This window comes from Roseibium litorale, from assembly GCF_014842915.1.
GTDB lineage: Bacteria > Pseudomonadota > Alphaproteobacteria > Rhizobiales > Stappiaceae > Roseibium > Roseibium litorale.
Genome location: NZ_JACYXI010000011.1, coordinates 155997 through 174297, shown reverse-complemented (window position 1 = coordinate 174297; position 18301 = coordinate 155997). Strand labels below are relative to the sequence as shown.

Here is an 18301-nt window from a genome sequence, read left to right as displayed (position 1 = left end):
GCATTTCTCAAACCGGCGATAGGCCTAACCGCCTCAATGTCAGGCGCGATTGCTCACACAAGGCCTCGTGGGACCTGCCGCGGTAGTAGCTGAGGGCGATGACCGCGTTGTGCAGCGCCCATCCCCTCGCCCTGCTCCAATCGTCCTCTGAAAGACCACACGAGACCCGGAAGATTCCCCGGCTCTGTGGTGCAACCCAGGACCAGGCAGCCGCGTAATCGACCGCCGGATCGCCGACAGCGGCAAGGCCCCAGTCAATGATGGCGGTAAGCGCACCGCCACTAGCGAGCATATTGTCCGCCTTCAGATCGCCGTGAAGCCAGACAGCTCTTTGAGCGGGTGCAGCCGCGCAGGCTTCCTCCCAGATCCGGCGAGCCTCAGGCGCATTGATCTCGTCCGCGAGCACCTCAATGCCCGCAATCACATTCTTCGTCAAAGCAGGCAAAGAGACGCCGCGCATGTGATTTGCCTGTCCCGCCACTGGCGCCCCGTCAGTGTCAACCTTGTGGAGCCCTGTGAGAAACCGGCCAAGACCTTCCGCCGCCTGATCCGTATCGGCAATCTGATCGGGGGTTGCGATCCCCCCTGGCTCCCATTTGAAGATCCCGAAGTCGAAACCGGTCTCCTGCTTTGCTTTTCCATGAAAGAGAACCTTGGGCACGGCAAGCGGCAAGGCCTGAAGCCTTGGAAGCCAGGCAAGTTCCTTTTCAAGCAGGATCGCGGCGCTCTCCCGCTTCGGGATCCGCAGAACGCTCTCGTCTCCAAGCAGAAACAGCGCATTGTCCGTACCGGAGGAGATAACCTCCCGGATCGGAAGAGATGCCCAAGAAGCTGCAAAGCGGGCAAGCAGCGCCTTCGCGCTATCGAGTGTGACGCCGTGTTCAGACATGCAAACTATTCCGGTCCCGCACGCAGGGCACGTGTGGCCGGGAAAGTGTGTATCGTCAATCCATGACAGGGCAAGGGGCGGACTGAATTTCCCCGTTGATGGACAAAAAAAGGAATGAGCAAGCGGCCCATGCTTCGAGACGGGCCTTCAGCCCTCCTCAGCATGAGGATGAAAGGTCATTTTGTGAGCTTTTCCAGAATGATCGCCTCATCCTGAGGAGCAGCGAAGCTGCGTCTCGGATGATGGGCCGCGCATTCAAAAAAAAGAGGCCACGCCCCTCATCCCGCCGCTTTCGCCCGCCTCAAGCAGTCTTTCAGCACATCCGCATCGCCGATCCTTGATGCCAGAAGCAGGATCAGACGGGCGTTGAGAGCGTCGCTTTCGGCTTTGGTCAGACCTTCATGGACTGCCAGAAGATCGGCGTAGAAATCATCAGGACGGGCGAAGCCTGCCGTTTGAGAGGTTTTGGTCACCTGTTCAGGCCTCCTTACTCATCGTTGGGTTCATATCTTTGCCCAAGGCCCTGCGAAGGGCTTTTTCAACTCCAGCCACATCAAAGCCCGTCCACCGGGCCGCGATATGCTGATCGGGTCGCAGGAGATAGACAGCCTGAGCCGCCTCCCCAAGGTAACGGGCAGCCAGTGCCTCACCGGGCACGGTCAGCGACAGTCCCCTCACCTCAATCCCCTCGACGCTCAAGCTTTCGGGAACCTCGCAGCCAACGCCAAGCAGCTGGAAGCCGCCGCCCAGCTGATCCATCAGCCAGCCACCATCCAACGGAGCATCCACTGCGGGCGATCCAGGCCGGGTGCGCGCGGGCAGAGACACCACGTCTGGGCCATTCAGCGGCGAGCCGTCATAGATGGCAGGAACGGACAGGCGGCCGGAATTGACCAGCGGGCGCGCAAAACTCTCGGTCTCGGACAGGTCCAGAACCGCATCCCGGAAAATCCGGCTGATCTCCGACTTCGGCGTGATGAAATCCGTCGCGCGGCTGGAGTTCAGGATGTTCTCGTCGGCCGCATAGACGCGTTCCTGATCGTAAGTATCGAGCAGGCTGTCCGGCGCCTTGCCGTCCATCACCAGCTTCAGCTTCCAGGCCAGGTTCTCCGCGTCCTGAAAGCCGGAATTGGCCCCGCGCGCACCAAAGGGAGACACCTGATGGGCGCTGTCGCCAGCAAAAATCACCCGGCCATGGCGGAATTTCTCCATCCGGCGGCATTGGAAGGTGTAGATAGACACCCATTCCAGATCGAACTCAACCTCTTCGCCCAGCATCTGCTTCAGGCGGGGAATGACTCTCTCCGGCTTTTTCTCGGCGTCCTTGTCAATGTCCCAGCCAAGCTGAAGATCAATACGCCAGACCCCGTCCGGCTGTTTGTGCAGCAGTGCCGACTGGCCCTTGTTGAAGGGTGGGTCGAACCAGAACCAGCGCTCGGTCGGGAAGTCCGCCTTCATGGTGACATCGGCAATGAGGAAATTGTCCTCGAACACGCGGCCAATGAAGTCGAGCCCCATCATGCGGCGCACAGGCGAGCCCGCCCCGTCACAGGCGATCAGCCAGTCACAGGCAAGATTATAAGGCCCGTCCGGCGTTTCCACCGTGATCCGGCTGCCGGTCTCCTCTGTTTCGATCGCAGACACCTTGCTGTTGCCGCGGATCTCGATGGACCTGCCTTCTGCCTGCAGAGCCCGGACGCGCTCCACCAGGAACAACTCACAATAATATTGCTGGAGGTTGATAAAGGCCGGCCGCTTATGTCCATCCTCCGGCAGGAGGTTGAAATCATAAACCTTTCTATCGCCGAAGAAGACTTTGCCGACGTTCCAGAGAACGCCCTTGTCCACGTAGTCGCCGCCACAGCCGAGGCGGTCCATGATCTCCAGCGTGCGCTTGGAAAAGCAGATGGCGCGGGAGCCGAAACTGACCTTGTCGTTTTCGTCCAGCACGACGACAGGCACGTCCTGCAGTGCCAGATCAATGGCCGCAGCCAGCCCCACCGGCCCGGCCCCGACGATGATCACCGGATGGCGGACGGGCTCCGCCGCATCCTGATCAGCGGAGCGGACATAAGGATAGAGCGGCGTTTCGAAAATCTTGGACATGTCTCCTCCCAGAGCCGATCCAGAAATGATGCTACAGTGCGGCTGCGCCTCTGGTAGGCGCCATGCAAAACGCCTCTCCTGGCATTCCGCTCCAATTCCGTTTCCTAAAGATGCTTCAGCGCAGACGGGTGCCGGTCGAATTTCAGAAAGAACTCATCAAGTTGCGGCGGCTCCACACCCGTTCCGGACAACATCGCATGCGCCTGGCCCCGGTGATGGATCTGATGCTGAAAGAGATGCAGCAAGGTGCTGGCGACGCTTTCGCGAAACTCCCCATGCTCACCTCTGTCGTGAGGGACCTCCCGCGCAAGATCGGCCTCACAGAGAGCGGCGCAGAAACCGCAGAGTTGGGCGTCCACTTCCTTTTGGGCTTCCCGCAACGCCTCTGCCGTCGAAAGATGAGGGGTCTCGAAGACAGAAAGCCCCCGTCCCTGCTCCTGCAACGCATCCAGATAGTAGCGGTCCACTTCCCAGATGTGGTTCAGCGTCTCCCTGAGTGAGGGAAAGAAGCCTGTCCGCGGCGCGGCGAACTCTTCGGAGCTGAGCTGGCAGCACGCCTCATGGAGGTGCTCATTGGCATAGGCATTGTTGCCAGCCATGAGCCGGAGATGCTCTAGCGCAGCAGACATGACTTCCTCATTTCGTGCCCTTTGTATCCAATTGCCTTCGGACCACTTGGCTCCCCGCTGGCACCCGATGATCATTCAAGACCAAGGTACCTTCAATGAATGCCCCTGAATTGGGCCTTCAAGGCAGGCGCCCACAGGTAATGGTTGTTCACCGCAGAGAAGACCCAAATTGCGATGAAACTGAGGATGCACCCCATCCCAGTCCAGAGCAGCCTGCGTCCGAGCTTCGGTTGCCATTTTCCAAGAAACAAAAGACCCATTTGCTCGGTCGTCACTGCGGAGCGCCGCATATCTCGAATGGGCACACCCGGACCAAAGCGCCGGGTGACCTCATTCTGGATTTCTGCGTTGATGTTCCCGATTGTCAGGATGGCCAAGACAAACGAGACCCCGAGGGTGATCACACACAGTAAGAAGAACCCGATGGCAATGATCTCGGCCACGTGACTTATCCCTGAAGCTTCGCCCACATGTCTGCGTCACGCTCAGCGGTCCAGATCCGCGGAGTGTCGATGCCGCGCGCTTCGTCATAGGCACGGGCGACGTTGAACGGCAGGCAATGCTCGTAGATGGCGTAGTCCTTGAACTTCGGATCGCATTCGGCGCGCACCGCGTCCCAGGCTTCCTTCAGCGAGCCGCCACGGGCAGCCACCTTGGCGACAGGCCGGTAGGTGGAGGCAACGAAGTCTCGGGTGGATTCAATGGCGGCTTCCACCATGTCCGGCCCGACCAGCGCATCGCCGCGTCCTGGCGCAATCGACCGCGGCTCGAAGGACTTGATGGCGTCCAGGGTATGACCCCAGTCTTCGAAATGCCCATCGCCGCAATAGCAGGCGGAGTGATATTCCACGATATCGCCGGTGAACATGACCTCTTCGTCCGGCACCCAGGCAACGATATCGCCTGCTGTATGCGCCCGGCCAAGATGCATCAGGTCCACCCTGCGCTTGCCCAGATAGACGGTCATGCGCTCGGAGAAGGTGGTGGTCGGATAGGTCAGGCCCGGAATGCTCTCATGGCCCTGGAATAGACGCGGGAAGCGCTGGAACTCACTGTCCCAGTCTTCCTGGCCGCGTTCCTCGACCATGGCCCGGGCGGTGTCGCTCATGATCACGGTCGGCGCGTTGTAAGCGGAAGCGCCCAGAACGCGCACAGCGTGATAATGGGTCAGAACCAGATGGGAAATCGGCTTGTCCGTGATGGAGCGGACCTTCTCGATAACCTTGTTCGCCAGCCGAGGAGTGGCCTGGGCCTCGATGATCATGACGCTGTCGTCACCGATGATCACGCCAGAATTCGGATCGCCTTCGGCGGTGAAGGCCCACAGGTCCTTGCCCACTTCAGTGAAGGAAATCTTCTTCTCGCTCATGTCTCCGGCGGAGGCGAAGGTCTTACTCATCGGGTCTTCCTCAAGTGTTGCGGAGGCTCACGGATTTGATTCCGCAAGCACCCCAATTTTGGACCGGAAGGCCGGTCTTGTTACTGGCTGGAAATCTGAGCCGTCATCTCGTTGCGGATCGACAGCAACTCGTTTTCCATTGGGGTCTGGATGTCGTCGATGACCGGACGGCCCTTTTCCTCGATCACGTTGAAGTAGGTCTCGGAATAGGCCTGGTACTCAGGATCGGTCCCAAAGCAGGTCAGGCCCTGGAACCTTGCCGTCACGCGGGTGACGCCGCCTTCCGGCTTTCCAGCTTCGATGGTCAGGTTCTTCAAGGGGCAGCCGTCCTGACCGTTGACGATCACGTCCCAGTCGAAGGGAGAGCCCATCTCCTTGGCGGAGGGGCTGTCAGCCGCCTTGCGGTAAAGGGACGCGAATTCCGTGCTGTAGAGCGTGGCCAGGCGCTTGTCAGAAAAATAGTCCTGATAATCGCCCGGGTTCTCGGCCCAGTTCGCCTCGGCGGCGGCCATGATGTCACGCACCGGGGCTGTTGCATCAGCCGCCAGCGCCTGAACGGGCATCACCATTACCGCAGCAAGCAGCCAAAACGTCTTCATTTGGATCAACCTTCTAGCAAGACCGCGCAAGCGGCGCGGCCTGCCGTATTTATCATGTCCCGCGCTTCCGGCATCGGGGATTTATACGATCCCCGATCACTTCATTTTTCACGCTGTCTCGTATTTCTCGACCGTCTGCTCAATGGCACCGAAGATGGAGTGGCCCGTTTTGTCGAACATCTCGATCCGCACCGTGTCGCCAAATTTCATAAACGGCGTTATAGGCTTGCCGGTGTTGATCGTCTCGATCATCCGGATTTCCGCAATGCAGGAATAGCCAACGCCGCCTTCGGCAACCGGCTTGCCCGGACCGCCGTCCAGCTTGTTGGAGACCGTGCCCGACCCGATGATCGTTCCGGCACTGAGCGGACGGGTTTTCGCTGCATGGGCAATGAGCTGCGGGAAGTCGAAGGTCATGTCGACGCCTGCTTCCGCCCGGCCGAAAGCCGCACCGTTGTAGTCCACCCGCAGGGGCAGATGCAGCTTACCGCCATCCCAGGCATCACCCAGATCTGACGGGGTAACCGCCACCGGCGAGAAGGCCGAGGACGGCTTGGACTGGAAGAAGCCGAAGCCCTTGCCAAGCTCAGCCGGGATCAGCCCGCGCAAGGAGACGTCATTGACCAGCATCACGAGGCGGATAGCATCGCGCGCCTGATCAAGGCTTGCCCCCATCGGCACATCGCCAACGATCACCGCGATCTCACCTTCCATGTCGATGCCATAGGCTTCATCGGCCATGCGGATCGGATTGCGCGGGGCCAGGAAGCTGTCGGAGCCGCCCTGATACATCAGCGGATCGGTCCAGAAGCTCTCCGGCATCTCAGCGTTCCGGGCTTTACGGACCAGTTCCACATGATTGACGTAGGCAGAGCCATCCGCCCACTGATAAGCGCGCGGCAGGGGCGACAGGGCATCATGCTCGTGAAAGCGCATGGAGGGCACCGCGTCATGGCTGAGGCTCTCGGCCAGAACTTCCAGCTTCGGTGCCACTTTGTCCCAGTCATCGAGCGCAGCCTGAAGCGTCGGCGCGATATGGGTTGCCTCGGTGCAGCGGGTCAGTTCGCGGTTTACGATGACCAGCCTGCCATCACGGCTGCCGTCCTTGAGCGATGCGAGTTTCATTCAGCGTTTCCTAGATCTTGTTGTTGCCCTGCACCGGTGCGGGTTGCCTTATTTGTTCCAGGTCCCTTCACTTGTTCCAGGTCCCTTCGGGCGTGCCGTCGAACTTCTTCTCAAGGCTTTCCCAGCAATCGATGTAGTCATCCTGCAACGGCGCTTCCTTGGCTGCAAACTCCGTCAGGTGCTGGGGGAAACGGGTCTCGAACATGAAGGACATGGTGTTGTCCAGTTTCTCCGCCTTGAGATCGGCGTTGGACGCGCCTTCATAGGCATTCTTGTCCGGACCATGGGGCAGCATCATGTTGTGCAGGCTCATGCCGCCGGGAACAAAGCCCTGCGGTTTGGCGTCATACTGGCCGTAGATATTGCCCATCAGCTCGGACATGATGTTCTTGTGATACCAGGGCGGACGGAAGGTGTTTTCCGCCACCATCCACCGTTCGCGGAAGAGCACGAAATCGATGTTCGCGGTGCCCGGCACACCGGACGGCGCGGTCAGGACGGTGAAGATCGACGGATCCGGATGATCGAACAGGATCGCTCCGATCGGGCAATAGGTCCGCAGGTCATATTTCACCGGCGCGTAATTGCCGTGCCAGGCGACAATATCCAGCGGCGAATGGCCGATCTTCGTCTCATGGAACTGGCCGCACCACTTGATAGTGATCTTGGACGGGGTTTCCCTGTCCTCGTACCAGGCAACCGGTGACTTGAAGTCCCGCCGGTTGGCCATGCAGTTGGCGCCGATAGGGCCACGGCCCGGCAGCTCGAACTTCTGGCCATAATTCTCGCAGACGAAGCCTCTGGCCGGTCCGTCCAGCAACTCGACCCGGTAGACGAGACCGCGCGGAAGGATTGCGATTTCCTTCGGCTCCAGATCGATGATCCCGAGTTCGGTGCAAAAGCGCAGACGCCCTTCCTGCGGCACGATCAGCAGCTCGCTGTCGGCGGAGTAGAAATACTCGTCCACCATGGACCGGGTAACGAGGTAGATGTGGCTCGCCATGCCCACCTGTGTGTTCACATCGCCAGCTGTGGTCATGGTGCGCATGCCGGTCAGCCAGGTCAGCTCTTCTCCGGAATGGGGGACCGGATCCCAGCGGTGCTGGCCGAGGGAGATCACGTCCTCCACCACATGGGGCGCGGATTTCCAGTAAGGCAGGCTGACCTTCGTGTAGCGGGTGGAGTGCTTCACGGACGGCCGGATGCGGTAGCACCAGGTGCGTTCGTTCTGATGGCTCGGCGCGGTGAAGGCGGTGCCGGACAGCTGCTCGGCATAAAGGCCATAGCTGCATTTCTGCGGGCTGTTCATACCCTGCGGCAGGGCACCCGGCAGAGCCTCGGTTTCAAAATCATTGCCGAAACCCGGCATATATTTCAGGTCACTCGCAGACATGTCACGCGCTCCTCCCGAATGCGGTCCATGAAGAATTAGTTGCGTTTGTAACTTTTATTTTGAGGCGGGTCAAGCGATCCCTTTTTTGAGGCCGGTCACAGCGCTTCCGCAGGGACATCGGAAAGTTTGACAGGCTTCAAACCGGCTCGCCAAGCAAATTCCTGCCTCCCGGCCCTGTAAAGACACTGGATTGGCTGAAACCGTAAGGTTCAATTTACCAGAAGTACCTAAGGTTCTCTCAGATAATCCCTCGCCGGAGACGATCATGTCCCTGAGAAATCGTATATTTTTTGCCGCCTCAGCGGTATTCCTTTTAGGTTTCATTGCCTTGGTCGGCATCATGTCTATGATGATGATGAGCCGCGGCCGGGATGCGGGGGAAGCCTTCCTCAGCGAAGCAACCCAATCCCTTGCGACGCAGGCCAGCAAGACGATGGCCGAAGCCCAGCTGGCGGCCCGCACAGCCTCTGATGCACTGGAAGGTCTCGTTCACGCCGGCGTCACCGACCGCAATGCCTATGGCGCGATCATGCAGCAGGTGATCACCGCCAACCCTCAATTTGCAGGCGGCGGCGCCATTCTGGAGCCGGATGTCGCTGGCAAGGACGCGGACAACAAGGGAACAGGCTATTCGGATCCTAATGGCCGCTTCATCCCGTATTTCTATCTCAGTGAAGGCAAGGCCAGCTTTGAACCTCTGTTGTTCGGTGGCGATAGCGGCTCGGAGGAATGGTACGACAAGCCGAAGCAGCTCAAGGCCGATACCGTGACAGAGCCCTATCTCTATCCGGTCAATGGCGTGGACGTGCTGATGGCCACCGCCTCCTCCCCCATTCTGGATGCGTCCGGGAAGGCCGTTGGCGGCGCGACGATTGACGTGACGCTTGGCGCGCTTCAGGAGCAGATCGCCGCCGGAGAGCCCTTCCAGACCGGCTTTGTCGGCCTGCTGAGCGCAGGCGGCGTCTGGGTATCGCATCCAGACGCAAAGCTTCTTGGGCAGAAGGCCTCCGGAGACTTTACCTCCAAGATCGATCCCAACATGAAAGGCGTGAGTTTCTTTGAAACGGACGGCCAGCTGCAGGCCATCCGCCCAGTCAAACTGGTGAACACGGCGCAGGACTGGTACCTCGTCGTCACGGTCGATGAGAGCGAGCTGCTGGCAGCCGCGACCCAGACGCGGAATGTTGCCCTGATCGCCGCCCTGGCGATGCTGGTCATCGGCACGGCCGTCATGTGGTTCCTGGGGGCCAATATCGGCAGGCCGGTCGCAAACCTCGCACAGAGAATGCGCAACCTCGCTGGCGGGGACGTGGAAGAGGAAGTCGCCTACCAGGACCGCAAGGACGAAATCGGCCAGATGGCCGAAGCCCTCAGTGTCTTTGTCGAAAACGAGAAACACCGGCGGACTCTCGAACAGTCTACCAACCAGTCCCAGCAGGCTCAGCTAGAGCGGCAAAAGGTCATTGAGGCCCTGATCGGAGAGTTCGAGGGCCACGTCCGTGACGCGCTGGATCACGTTTCGGCCCAGACACAGACGATGGAACAGACTGCAAGCTCGCTTGACGCGATTGCCCGTGAGACATCTGGCAAGGTTTCGTCTGTGGCAGGGTCGTCGGATACGACACTGCATAGCGTGCAGACGGTGGCCTCTGCCGCTGAAGAACTCACAGCCTCGATTTCCGAGATCGGGCGGCAGATCGACCAGACCAAGCAGGTTGTCTCCCACGCAACCTCTGCGGCTGCCAAGTCGAACGACCGGGTTTCGAGCCTTGACAGCGCCGCCCAGAAGATCGGCGAGGTCGTGAGCCTCATTCAGGCCATTGCGGAGCAGACCAATCTTCTGGCGCTGAATGCGACCATCGAAGCGGCAAGAGCGGGCGAAGCTGGCCGCGGCTTTGCCGTCGTGGCGGCGGAAGTGAAGGAACTGGCAACCCAGACGGCCAAGGCAACCGAGGAAATCTCCTCCCAGATCACGGGCATCCAGTCCTCGACCCGGGAAGCCGTAGCGTCGATCCAGGAGATTGCCTCGACCATGGAAGAAGTGAACCGCTTCACCGGCACGATTGCCGAGGCAATTTCCCAGCAGGGAGAAGCCACATCGGAAATATCGCATAACGTTCAACAGGCCGCGAGCTGTACGCAGGACATGAGCGAAAACGTTGTCGACGTGATGTCTGCCTCGGAGCAGACAAGCAAGTCCGCGGGCGACGTCTTGTCGGTATCCCAGAGCGTTTCCACTCAGGCTCAGAACCTAGGCGCCACGATCGCCGACTTCCTGAACCGGGTGCGCGCTGCATAAAGCCTGCTCACAGCCTCCCGTTAACAAGCCCCGCCGGACCTCCGTGCGGGGCTCTTGCGTTTTCAAGGGACCATAGCTTCTGATGCTCTTGCCGGACTTCCGTTTTCAAGCTAAAAAGAACAAATAGAGAACAATTATCGGAACTGCGGCATGAACATCACGGCGAACACTGAAATCATGATGCTGTCCATGTCGAGCGGATATGCAAGGCAAGGGGCGAACAAGGTGGCAGCGGATGACCAAAAGCCGGCCTTCTGCAACCGTGACACGGACATCAACCTCCTGCTGACCTATCTGCAGCGCACGCGCGTGAAGGCGGAATCTATTCGTGAGAACGCCCCTTCCGGCAGCTATCTGGATAGCGTTCTCTCGCGCACGATCGCTGGTCTGGATACGGAGATTGCTTCGTTGCGCTATCTTTGCGCGGCAGAAGAGCGTGAGATCAAAGCCTCCCCCAAACGCATGCGCCAGGCACTATAGTGATGCCAGGCGTCTAAGGAAGACGTTCAGGCGGCAGCTTCGTCGCCTGGGGCGGTTTGCCAGCCGAGATCGGTCAGGGTCACGATCCGGTTGCCGCGCAGATCCGTGGCGCAGACCAGAAAACCCCGTTCTTCCATATGGCTGAGCAGCCAGCGGGCGCGCCCTGGTGACCGTGTGCCATAGGCGGTCGCGATCTCGATGTTGCCTGGGCACGGATCCTTGGCGAGCGCCGCCTTTGCCAGCAGCAGATAGACCCCGCGCATGTCTTCCGGCAGTTCCGAGGCGATCAGCTCTGCCTTCTGCCAGTCGCTGTCATCGATATCGCCCTTTTCCACCCCGGCGCGGGCAACGGAAAGCTTTTCTCGGAAGGTCTGCAGATCCGGTGAGCCACCCGGCAGCTTCGCGATCCGGCAGCGGACCTGGAAGTCCTGATAGAGCGAGGCAATCGGCTGGAAGGCCGCTTCCGGCTCCGCCAGAATTTCGCCGATGATCCGGCCGATGGTTTCTTCCCGTTCGCCATAGTCGAGCAGGGTCGCAGCCGGTTCGATCGCATTTGCGGCCTCGCGACCGGCGGTCGAGAGCTGGTCCAGTACGTCAGACGTTGAGATGATAGGCTCCGCCACGCGCTGGCGCACCGGTACAGCCTCTCCGGGCGACGGGGTGAAGATAAGATCCTTGGCTTCTGCCTTGGGCTGCTCCGGCAGCGGCATCAGCTTGGGGCTTCCGCCCCGGCCCGCCGTTTCCACAGCTCCGATCTTGACCGGAAGCGGGCGCCGCGACAGAGCAGGGCCGAGGGCAATGAAGTGCCCCCGGTCGAGGTTGCGGAAAGCTTCGGCCTGCCGGCGCTCCATGCCGAGAAGATCGGCAGCGCGGGCCATGTCGATATCAAGGAACGTCCGTCCCATCAGGAAGTTTGAGGCTTCCGCCGCCACGTTCTTGGCAAGTTTCGCCAGACGCTGGGTAGCAATCACCCCGGCCAGACCACGCTTGCGGCCGCGGCACATGAGGTTGGTCATAGCGCCCAGAGAACGGCGGCGGGCTTCTTCGGTGACTTCACCCGCAGCTGCCGGCGCAAAGAGCTGCGCTTCGTCCACCACCACAAGCATAGGATACCATTGATCACGCTCGGCATCGAACAGACCGTCCAGGAACGTCGCCGCGGCTTTCATCTGCCGGTCGGCGTCCAGCCCCTCCAGATTCAGCACCACAGATACCCGGTGCTGGCGCACGCGGCCTGCGATCATCTGCAGGTCTTTCTCGGTGCCAACCGCATCCACGACCACATGACCGTATTTTTCGGCGAGGGACACGAAATCGCCTTCCGGATCAATGATAGCTTGCTGAACCCAGGGGGCAGATTGTTCCAGAAGGCGGCGCAACAGATGCGACTTGCCCGACCCGGAGTTGCCCTGCACGAGCAGACGGGTGGCCAGAAGTTCTTCCAGATCCATACCCGCGCGGGCTCCGCCCGCCATTTCCCCGATGTCGATACTAACCGTCATTCCGTTTCCCGCATCCCCGCTTGGCCGGACCGCTGTTTCTTGCCCAAGCTCCTTCCCGGCTCTCCCGCTAAGGAAAATCCTGAAATGCCGGGCCGCTTGCGGACTTTGCTCTCAAGGGAACCGGAAACTCATCATGATTCCCGGCCAATGGCAAAACTCGAAGGCTGGAAAACCGCCGCTTTCCCCAGAGGTCACAGATCTGATCACAGGAATTCCGGCAGTCCACATAGCCAGAGCCTGCGTCTAACGGTCCCGGAGGGATCACGCAAGGGGGATCAGCGGCGTCATTCCAAGCCCAGTCACTATGGACCACTTCCACTCGTCCGCTCCCGGTCCTATCTTTCGTGAAGGAGAACGATTTTGCGCCGGACAACCAGCGCAGAGCCCTGAGGAGAAAATGAATGCAAATACACGCAGATCTGAGCAAAAGGGCTGTCGTGGAAAGCGCAGAGCTTCCCTGGGTTCACTCACCAATGCCCGGTGTCGAGCGCCGTATGCTGGAGCGGGATGGCGCGGAAGTGGCGCGGGCGACCAGCCTCGTTCGCTATGCGCCGGGCTCGGCCTTCTCCGCCCATACCCATGACCTTGGAGAGGAGTTTCTCGTTCTCGAGGGCACATTTTCCGATGAGACTGGAGATTTCGGCAAAGGAATGTATGTGCGCAACCCGCCGGGCTCGTCACACGTGCCCAAGTCAAGGGAAGGCGCCGTCATCCTGGTGAAGCTCAGACAGATGGCGCCCTGGGACAATCACGTGGTGCGCGTCGACACCAGCCATCCCCAGGCCTGGCAGGACGGCCGCCCGGGTGAAGCGATCCTGCCGCTCTTTGCCAATGCGCACGAGCAGGTGGACATGATCGACTGGGATCCGGGCGTCACTCTCCCCACGGCGACCTTTCCAGGCGGGGTTGAGTATTTCGTGCTTGCCGGAACGCTTGAGGACGAAAGCGGCAGCTATCCCGCCGGAACTTGGCTGCGCCTTCCTGCTGGCTCGACCCAAACGGTGGGGACGAAGACCGGAGTACGGGTCTGGCGCAAGACTGGCCACCTGCTTGCCCCAGGGTTCGAGACGGCAAACGCATAAAAACGCCCCGGAGCGCTTAGACACTCCGGGGCGAAAGGCACTGTCAGACAACAGCTGTGGGTCAGGCGCCAAACTTGCCGGAAAAGGCGATTTCGGACAGCGGCTTGCGCGGGCTCGGCTGCTCCCGGCCTCTCAGGCCTTCAGCCAGGATTGAGGCATCGCCGCGGCGGCCGATGGCAAAGCCCACTTCCGGCTTGAACCGCTCCGGAACTCCCAAGGCCGCATTGATCTCATCCTTCAGGATGCCTGCCATCGCATGGGCGTGATAGCCGAGTGCAGTTGCCTGCAAGGCGGCCTGCCCCCAGGCAGCTCCGGCATCGAAGGAGTGGCTGCCAGATGCACGCGGCTCAGCGCCATCCTTGCCGTCGATCAGCGTGTCGGAGAAGAGATAGACCAGAGCCGAAGCATTCTGCGCCCAGTCACGGTTGAACGGGTTCAGAAGATTGACCAGCGTCTCCCAGTTCTCATCCCCGCGCAAGGCGTAGACAAAGCGCCAGGGCTGGATATTGAAGGCGGAAGGCGCCCAGCGCGCGGCTTCCAAAATGATCTTCAGATCGGTTTCCGGCATTGAAGAGCCATCAAAGGCGCGCGGTGACCAGCGGCCCAAGAACAATGGCTCGACCGGGTGATCGGCAGTGCGGTGATCAGCGACATTGAAGTCATTTTTCGTATGAACAGTCATGGATAATCTCCAGAGACATAGGTCCGTCTTGGGCGGCGTTTTGCAGATGCGCCCGATAGAAGGTCACCTATCTGATATCAGGAAAATTGTTCTTTGAATTCGAAGTCAGCGTTCGGTCATTATGAACAAAATGCGATGCGGAACTCAGATCTCCCTGCCCCAAAGCTCAATCTGAGTAAGTGCGGGCAAGTCGGATGGATCATCCGCCTTTATAAGGCTGTGAAGCTTTGCCCATTCCACCTCTCGCGCGAGAAACGCGAAAGGCTGAACCTCGCCGGTCCGCTCCGTCTGGAATACGTGTTCGCTTCCATCGGACAGACTGAGAGTGACCTGACGCCACCAGGAATCCTGTTTCCAATCTGCACGCAGATACAGTTTCACCTCGTCAAGCAGCACCTTGCGGCCGAATTCAACGGTGATTTCCGCGTCGGGGCGCTTGTCGATCCCCCAGCTCGTATAGGGCCATTTGCCGTGACCATACGTGGCCTTGATGCCATCGATTGCGTTTCTGGCGGCGAATTGAGCTTCTCCACGCGTCACCGCATTGGCATGCGCATGGGGATAGAGCGTCTCGTTTCCGGCCCAGTCATGGGAATTCAGGGCAAGATTGCGCCTGACCGCTATTTCTTCAGGATAGGCATAGCGCGCGGAAAGCTTCGACATCCCGCCGGTAAACGCGTGAAGCGAATAGGGCTGGCGGTCCAGCCCGAACGGAACTGGCAGCCTGAACGAATGGCCTTTCAGAAAGACAAGGCAGGGCGCGAGCGTATCATCCAGCTGCAAGAAAATGTGCCGCTGCGGCTCGGTTGTTTCAATTGAGAGATAGTCGCCTTCCTCGTAGCCGGAATTGAAAAGCAGGAAGACTTCGCCGCTGTCGATAGACTTGCTCTTGATCGCGCCATGCGCGTCACGAACGCAGATTGTCAGGCTCATAGGTTCCTCAGCTTGGAGCACGAAACGGCCATGGATAGGAAATTTCCGGTGAAGTCAGGACTTCCGGATTCGCTGTGTTCGGGGCAGTTTCATAGCGGTATCATCAATTGTGAAATATGACACCACCGGTGTTTGCAGGCCGAGCTGAAGTTGCGGGTTTGATGAGCGCCTCAACAGCTGGCAATCTTCCAGGGCAAAGTGATTGGAGGACGACAGGTTTGCCGCCCCCCAAGAAACGTTCCTCAGGCAAAATCGCCCTTGAACTGATCCCGAAGGACGTTCTTCTGGATCTTGCCCATGGTGTTGCGCGGCAGGGTGTCCACCACATGCACCTGCTTGGGCTGCTTGAACTTGGCGAGCTTGTCCTTCAGCGCTGCGGCCACCGACGTGGTGTCGAGCTTAGCGCCTGCCTTCGGCGCGACAACGGCCACAACACCTTCGCCAAAGTCGGGATGAGGAACACCGATCACGGCGCTTTCGGCAACGCCCTCGATCTCGTCCAGCAGTGCTTCGACTTCAGCCGGATAAACGTTGAAGCCGCCGGTGATAATCAGATCCTTCGAGCGGCCAACGATGGAGACATAACCATCGGCATCCACACGGCCCATATCGCCGGTGATGAAGAAACCATCGGCCCGCAGTTCTTCGGCGGTCTTTTCCGGCATGCGCCAATAGCCCTGGAACACATTCGGGCCGCGCACTTCGATGATGCCAACATCGCCCTGGGCAAGAACCTTGCCGGTTTCCGGCTCAGTCACGCGCAGCTCCACACCCGGCAGCGGGTAGCCGACGGTGCCCGGACGGCGGTCGCCATCATAGGGGTTCGAGGTGTTCATGTTGGTTTCGGTCATGCCATAGCGCTCAAGGATCGCATGCCCCGTGCGGGCGCTGAATTCCTTGTGGGTCTCGGCGGACAGGGGCGCGGACCCGGAAATGAACAGGCGCATATGCGCAACGAGGTCCTTTGTGAAAGCCTCGGAGCCAAGAAGCCGGGTGTAGAAGGTCGGGACGCCCATCATGCTGGAGGCGCGCGGCAGGAGCTTCAGCACCGTGTCCAGATCGAACTTCGGCAGGAACAGCATGGAGCCGCCGGCCATCAGCAGGCAGTTGGTCGCAACGAACAGGCCATGCGTGTGGAAGATCGGCAGCGCATGCAGCAGCACGTCATCGGACGTGAAGCGCCAGTAGTCGACCAGTGTGCGGGCATTGGAGGCCAGATTCTCATGGCTGAGCATCGCGCCCTTGGACCGGCCCGTCGTGCCGGAGGTGTAAAGGATCGCCGCCAGGTCGTCCTTGCCGCGGGCCACATCGGCGAAGTCGCCGGACGCACCGTCGGCCAGATCACGCAGCGAGCCCTTGCCCGATGCATCCAGCGTCTGAAGGCTTGCGCCAACCTTGCCTGCCGTCGGGGCGAGCGCTGCCTGACGGGAGGGATCGCAGACGAAAACCTTCGGCTCGGCATCCGTGACGAAATAGTCGATCTCGGCGGGGGTGTAGGCGGTGTTCAATGGCAGGAAGATCCCCCCTGCCCGCACAGTTGCCAGATAGAGCATCAGGGCGTCCGGGGTCTTTTCCACCTGGACAGCAACCCGGTCGCCAGGCTGAACGCCAAGTGCCACCAGCGCATTTGCGTAGCGGCCCGAGGTCTCGATCACATCGCCGTAGCTTAGCACCGCCCCATCCGCCGTCTCCAGGAAGGGGCGGGCAAGGTCCGGCATGCAGTTGCGGATTTCTGAGAAAAGATGGTTCGTCATGACAGTCTCTTTGTGTGGCATCAATCAACCTGCCGGATAGGGAGGAGGCAGGCCATGAAATCAGGCGGCAGGCACCAGGGGTTTCGACTCCGGTACCAGCTTGGCTTGCTTGGTCACCGTTGAACTGGCTGCGACGGCTCCGGTCGCAGCATAAGTCTCGTGGTTCTTCTCGATAAATTTCAGGTCATAGAGGTAGTTCACCATGATGCCGTGAGACTGGGAGAGCCCATTGGGCGAAAGATCTCCCAGCCAGTTGACCCGTTCCAGACGGGCGCCGTTGCCGATGTGAAACCGGGCGACCGGATCAAGGGCGCGGCCCTTCCTGTCCTTTTCCCGGGTGAGATAGTGAGCGCAGAGCGACGGCAGAACCGTCTCGAACGGTTTGGCGGCAACGGCATCCGTTGCCCAGCCTCCAGCCGCCAGCGTCTCTCTTTGGGGTGCGCTGATAAGCTCCTGAATGGCCGCATCACCGCTTTCCAGTGCCCCGCGAAGCCAGCTTGCAAATCCGGGAACCGGTGACAGGGTGACGAAGGTTTTCAGCCCCGGCAGTTCGCGGCGCAGCTCTTCCACCACCTGCTTGATCAGGAAATTGCCAAAGGAAATGCCACGCAAACCTTTCTGGCAATTGGAGATGGAATAGAAGGTGGCCGTTGTCGCCTCTTCCGCGGTGATCTCCGCCCGTTCCTCAGCCAGGATCGGGCCGATCGCACCTGGGATCTCCCGGGTCAGAGCCACTTCCACAAAGATCAGCAGATCATCGACCAGCGCCGGATGGAAGAAGGCATAAAGGCGGCGGTCCGCCAGGCTGATACGGCGGCGCAGATCATCCCAGCCCTTGATTTCGTGCACCGCCTCATACTGGATGATCTTTTCCAGGATGTTGGCCGGTGTTGACCAGTCGATCCGCCGCATGACGAGAAATCCCCGATTGAACCAGGAGGAGAACAGATGCTCGAAATCCCGGTCGACATCCGACAGTCCCGGCACATCCCTTTGCATGGACAGAAGATCGGAGCGCATGTCAACCAGTGCCCGGGTGCCGCCCGGGGCCAGGTTGAGGCGGCGGATCAGTTCCTGCCGCCGGGGTTCGGAGACTTCGTGCAGACGGTGCAGAAGCGCCTGATCGGCCGGATTGGCATTCAGGGCATCCAGAGCGGCCCGGACCTCCTCCGTGTCCGTGCCGAACTGGTCGCGCAGGGTTTCGAAAAAGGCCAGCTTGCGCTCGCGGTTCGCGGACCGGTAACGCTCCAGAACTTCACCGGCGATGGCCACTCCGGACGCTTCACCGCGCCCGGAGAGCAACGCTTCGCACAAGTCCGCCAGCGAGACTTCTCCCGGACGGCCAAGCCGGGATTCCAGCAGGGCACGGCCCTGCTCCGTTATCGACGTCAGGAGATCGCTGAAGAAACTCGTGCTCGTGCTCATGCTG

General features: G+C 60.1%; 17 protein-coding genes. 3 read left to right on the top strand and 14 right to left on the bottom strand.

The genetic code is table 11. From position 1 onward, the window contains the following. Positions 1-7 precede the first annotated feature (7 nt). The 9 genes from IG616_RS16915 to hmgA form a co-directional block, all read right to left on the bottom strand. The gene (locus tag IG616_RS16915; protein ID WP_192149343.1) at positions 8-889 is read right to left on the bottom strand and encodes an aminoglycoside phosphotransferase family protein; all 882 of its coding nucleotides are present in this window, start codon (positions 887-889) and stop codon (positions 8-10) included. Positions 890-1167: 278 nt separating this feature from the next. Further along, complete coding sequence (locus tag IG616_RS16910) at positions 1168-1362, bottom strand: DUF2783 domain-containing protein (protein ID WP_192149342.1); 195 nt, start codon at positions 1360-1362, stop codon at positions 1168-1170. A 4-nt stretch (positions 1363-1366) separates the two neighbouring features. Then, entirely contained in the window at positions 1367-2995 is a 1629-nt protein-coding gene (locus tag IG616_RS16905) for an FAD-dependent oxidoreductase (RefSeq protein WP_192149341.1), read from the bottom strand. A 104-nt stretch (positions 2996-3099) separates the two neighbouring features. After that, positions 3100-3624 (bottom strand): DinB family protein, encoded by a 525-nt coding sequence (locus IG616_RS16900; protein ID WP_192149340.1) that lies wholly within the window; start codon positions 3622-3624, stop codon positions 3100-3102. A gap of 92 nt (positions 3625-3716) precedes the next feature. Continuing rightward, a complete protein-coding gene (locus tag IG616_RS16895) occupies positions 3717-4067 on the bottom strand; it encodes a hypothetical protein (RefSeq protein WP_192149339.1) in 351 nt (116 codons plus the stop codon). Positions 4068-4072: 5 nt separating this feature from the next. After that, entirely contained in the window at positions 4073-5023 is a 951-nt protein-coding gene (locus tag IG616_RS16890) for an MBL fold metallo-hydrolase (protein ID WP_192149338.1), read from the bottom strand. Between the two features lie 80 nt (positions 5024-5103). After that, positions 5104-5622, bottom strand: a complete 519-nt coding sequence (locus IG616_RS16885; protein ID WP_192149337.1) for a hypothetical protein — start codon at positions 5620-5622, stop codon at positions 5104-5106. A 108-nt stretch (positions 5623-5730) separates the two neighbouring features. Beyond that, a complete protein-coding gene (locus IG616_RS16880) occupies positions 5731-6747 on the bottom strand; it encodes a fumarylacetoacetate hydrolase family protein (protein ID WP_192149336.1) in 1017 nt (338 codons plus the stop codon). A gap of 67 nt (positions 6748-6814) precedes the next feature. Further along, positions 6815-8140 carry a homogentisate 1,2-dioxygenase gene (gene hmgA / locus IG616_RS16875; protein WP_192149335.1) on the bottom strand — a complete coding sequence of 442 codons (1326 nt, stop codon included), beginning with the start codon at positions 8138-8140 and terminating at the stop codon, positions 6815-6817. 340 nt (positions 8141-8480) lie between these two features. Here hmgA and IG616_RS16870 point away from each other — a divergent pair, with 340 nt between their 5' ends. Together IG616_RS16870 and IG616_RS16865 are read left to right on the top strand one after the other, a co-directional pair. After that, on the top strand, positions 8481-10439 hold the full coding sequence (locus IG616_RS16870; RefSeq protein WP_192149334.1) for a methyl-accepting chemotaxis protein: 1959 nt from the start codon (positions 8481-8483) through the stop codon (positions 10437-10439). 150 nt (positions 10440-10589) lie between these two features. Next, positions 10590-10919 (top strand): hypothetical protein, encoded by a 330-nt coding sequence (locus tag IG616_RS16865; protein ID WP_192149333.1) that lies wholly within the window; start codon positions 10590-10592, stop codon positions 10917-10919. 26 nt (positions 10920-10945) lie between these two features. Here the strand turns inward: IG616_RS16865 and IG616_RS16860 are convergent, their stop codons facing one another. After that, positions 10946-12421: a helicase HerA domain-containing protein gene (locus IG616_RS16860; RefSeq protein WP_192149332.1), complete on the bottom strand. Its 1476-nt coding sequence runs from the start codon at positions 12419-12421 to the stop codon at positions 10946-10948. 401 nt (positions 12422-12822) lie between these two features. Here IG616_RS16860 and IG616_RS16855 point away from each other — a divergent pair, with 401 nt between their 5' ends. Further along, entirely contained in the window at positions 12823-13503 is a 681-nt protein-coding gene (locus IG616_RS16855; protein WP_192149331.1) for a cupin domain-containing protein, read from the top strand. 61 nt (positions 13504-13564) lie between these two features. On the opposite strand, the gene IG616_RS16850 is transcribed toward IG616_RS16855, so the two are convergent. The 4 genes from IG616_RS16850 to IG616_RS16835 all read right to left on the bottom strand — a co-directional run bounded on the left by IG616_RS16850 (position 13565) and on the right by IG616_RS16835 (position 18297). After that, on the bottom strand, positions 13565-14185 hold the full coding sequence (locus tag IG616_RS16850; RefSeq protein ID WP_192149330.1) for a nitroreductase family protein: 621 nt from the start codon (positions 14183-14185) through the stop codon (positions 13565-13567). 144 nt (positions 14186-14329) lie between these two features. Continuing rightward, on the bottom strand, positions 14330-15118 hold the full coding sequence (locus IG616_RS16845) for a carbohydrate-binding protein (RefSeq protein WP_192149329.1): 789 nt from the start codon (positions 15116-15118) through the stop codon (positions 14330-14332). A 242-nt stretch (positions 15119-15360) separates the two neighbouring features. After that, the gene (locus tag IG616_RS16840) at positions 15361-16872 is read right to left on the bottom strand and encodes a malonate--CoA ligase (protein ID WP_192149328.1); all 1512 of its coding nucleotides are present in this window, start codon (positions 16870-16872) and stop codon (positions 15361-15363) included. Between the two features lie 60 nt (positions 16873-16932). Next, positions 16933-18297, bottom strand: a complete 1365-nt coding sequence (locus tag IG616_RS16835) for a malonyl-CoA decarboxylase (protein WP_192149327.1) — start codon at positions 18295-18297, stop codon at positions 16933-16935. Positions 18298-18301 lie beyond the last annotated feature (4 nt).

Excerpts from the sequence above, each read along its gene's own strand:
- IG616_RS16880 (WP_192149336.1), bottom strand. The coding sequence starts at position 6,747 with ATGAAACTCGCATCGCTCAAGGACGGCAGCCGTGATGGCAGGCTGGTC.
- IG616_RS16885 (WP_192149337.1), bottom strand. The coding sequence starts at position 5,622 with ATGAAGACGTTTTGGCTGCTTGCTGCGGTAATGGTGATGCCCGTTCAG.
- IG616_RS16890 (WP_192149338.1), bottom strand. The coding sequence starts at position 5,023 with ATGAGTAAGACCTTCGCCTCCGCCGGAGACATGAGCGAGAAGAAGATT.
- IG616_RS16840 (WP_192149328.1), bottom strand. The coding sequence starts at position 16,872 with ATGACGAACCATCTTTTCTCAGAAATCCGCAACTGCATGCCGGACCTT.
- IG616_RS16905 (WP_192149341.1), bottom strand. The coding sequence starts at position 2,995 with ATGTCCAAGATTTTCGAAACGCCGCTCTATCCTTATGTCCGCTCCGCT.
- IG616_RS16835 (WP_192149327.1), bottom strand. The coding sequence starts at position 18,297 with ATGAGCACGAGCACGAGTTTCTTCAGCGATCTCCTGACGTCGATAACG.
- IG616_RS16900 (WP_192149340.1), bottom strand. The coding sequence starts at position 3,624 with ATGTCTGCTGCGCTAGAGCATCTCCGGCTCATGGCTGGCAACAATGCC.
- IG616_RS16860 (WP_192149332.1), bottom strand. The coding sequence starts at position 12,421 with ATGACGGTTAGTATCGACATCGGGGAAATGGCGGGCGGAGCCCGCGCG.
- IG616_RS16845 (WP_192149329.1), bottom strand. The coding sequence starts at position 15,118 with ATGAGCCTGACAATCTGCGTTCGTGACGCGCATGGCGCGATCAAGAGC.
- hmgA (WP_192149335.1), bottom strand. The coding sequence starts at position 8,140 with ATGTCTGCGAGTGACCTGAAATATATGCCGGGTTTCGGCAATGATTTT.
- IG616_RS16870 (WP_192149334.1), top strand. The coding sequence starts at position 8,481 with ATGTCTATGATGATGATGAGCCGCGGCCGGGATGCGGGGGAAGCCTTC.
- IG616_RS16850 (WP_192149330.1), bottom strand. The coding sequence starts at position 14,185 with ATGACTGTTCATACGAAAAATGACTTCAATGTCGCTGATCACCGCACT.
- IG616_RS16915 (WP_192149343.1), bottom strand. The coding sequence starts at position 889 with ATGTCTGAACACGGCGTCACACTCGATAGCGCGAAGGCGCTGCTTGCC.
- IG616_RS16865 (WP_192149333.1), top strand. The coding sequence starts at position 10,590 with ATGAACATCACGGCGAACACTGAAATCATGATGCTGTCCATGTCGAGC.
- IG616_RS16855 (WP_192149331.1), top strand. The coding sequence starts at position 12,823 with ATGCAAATACACGCAGATCTGAGCAAAAGGGCTGTCGTGGAAAGCGCA.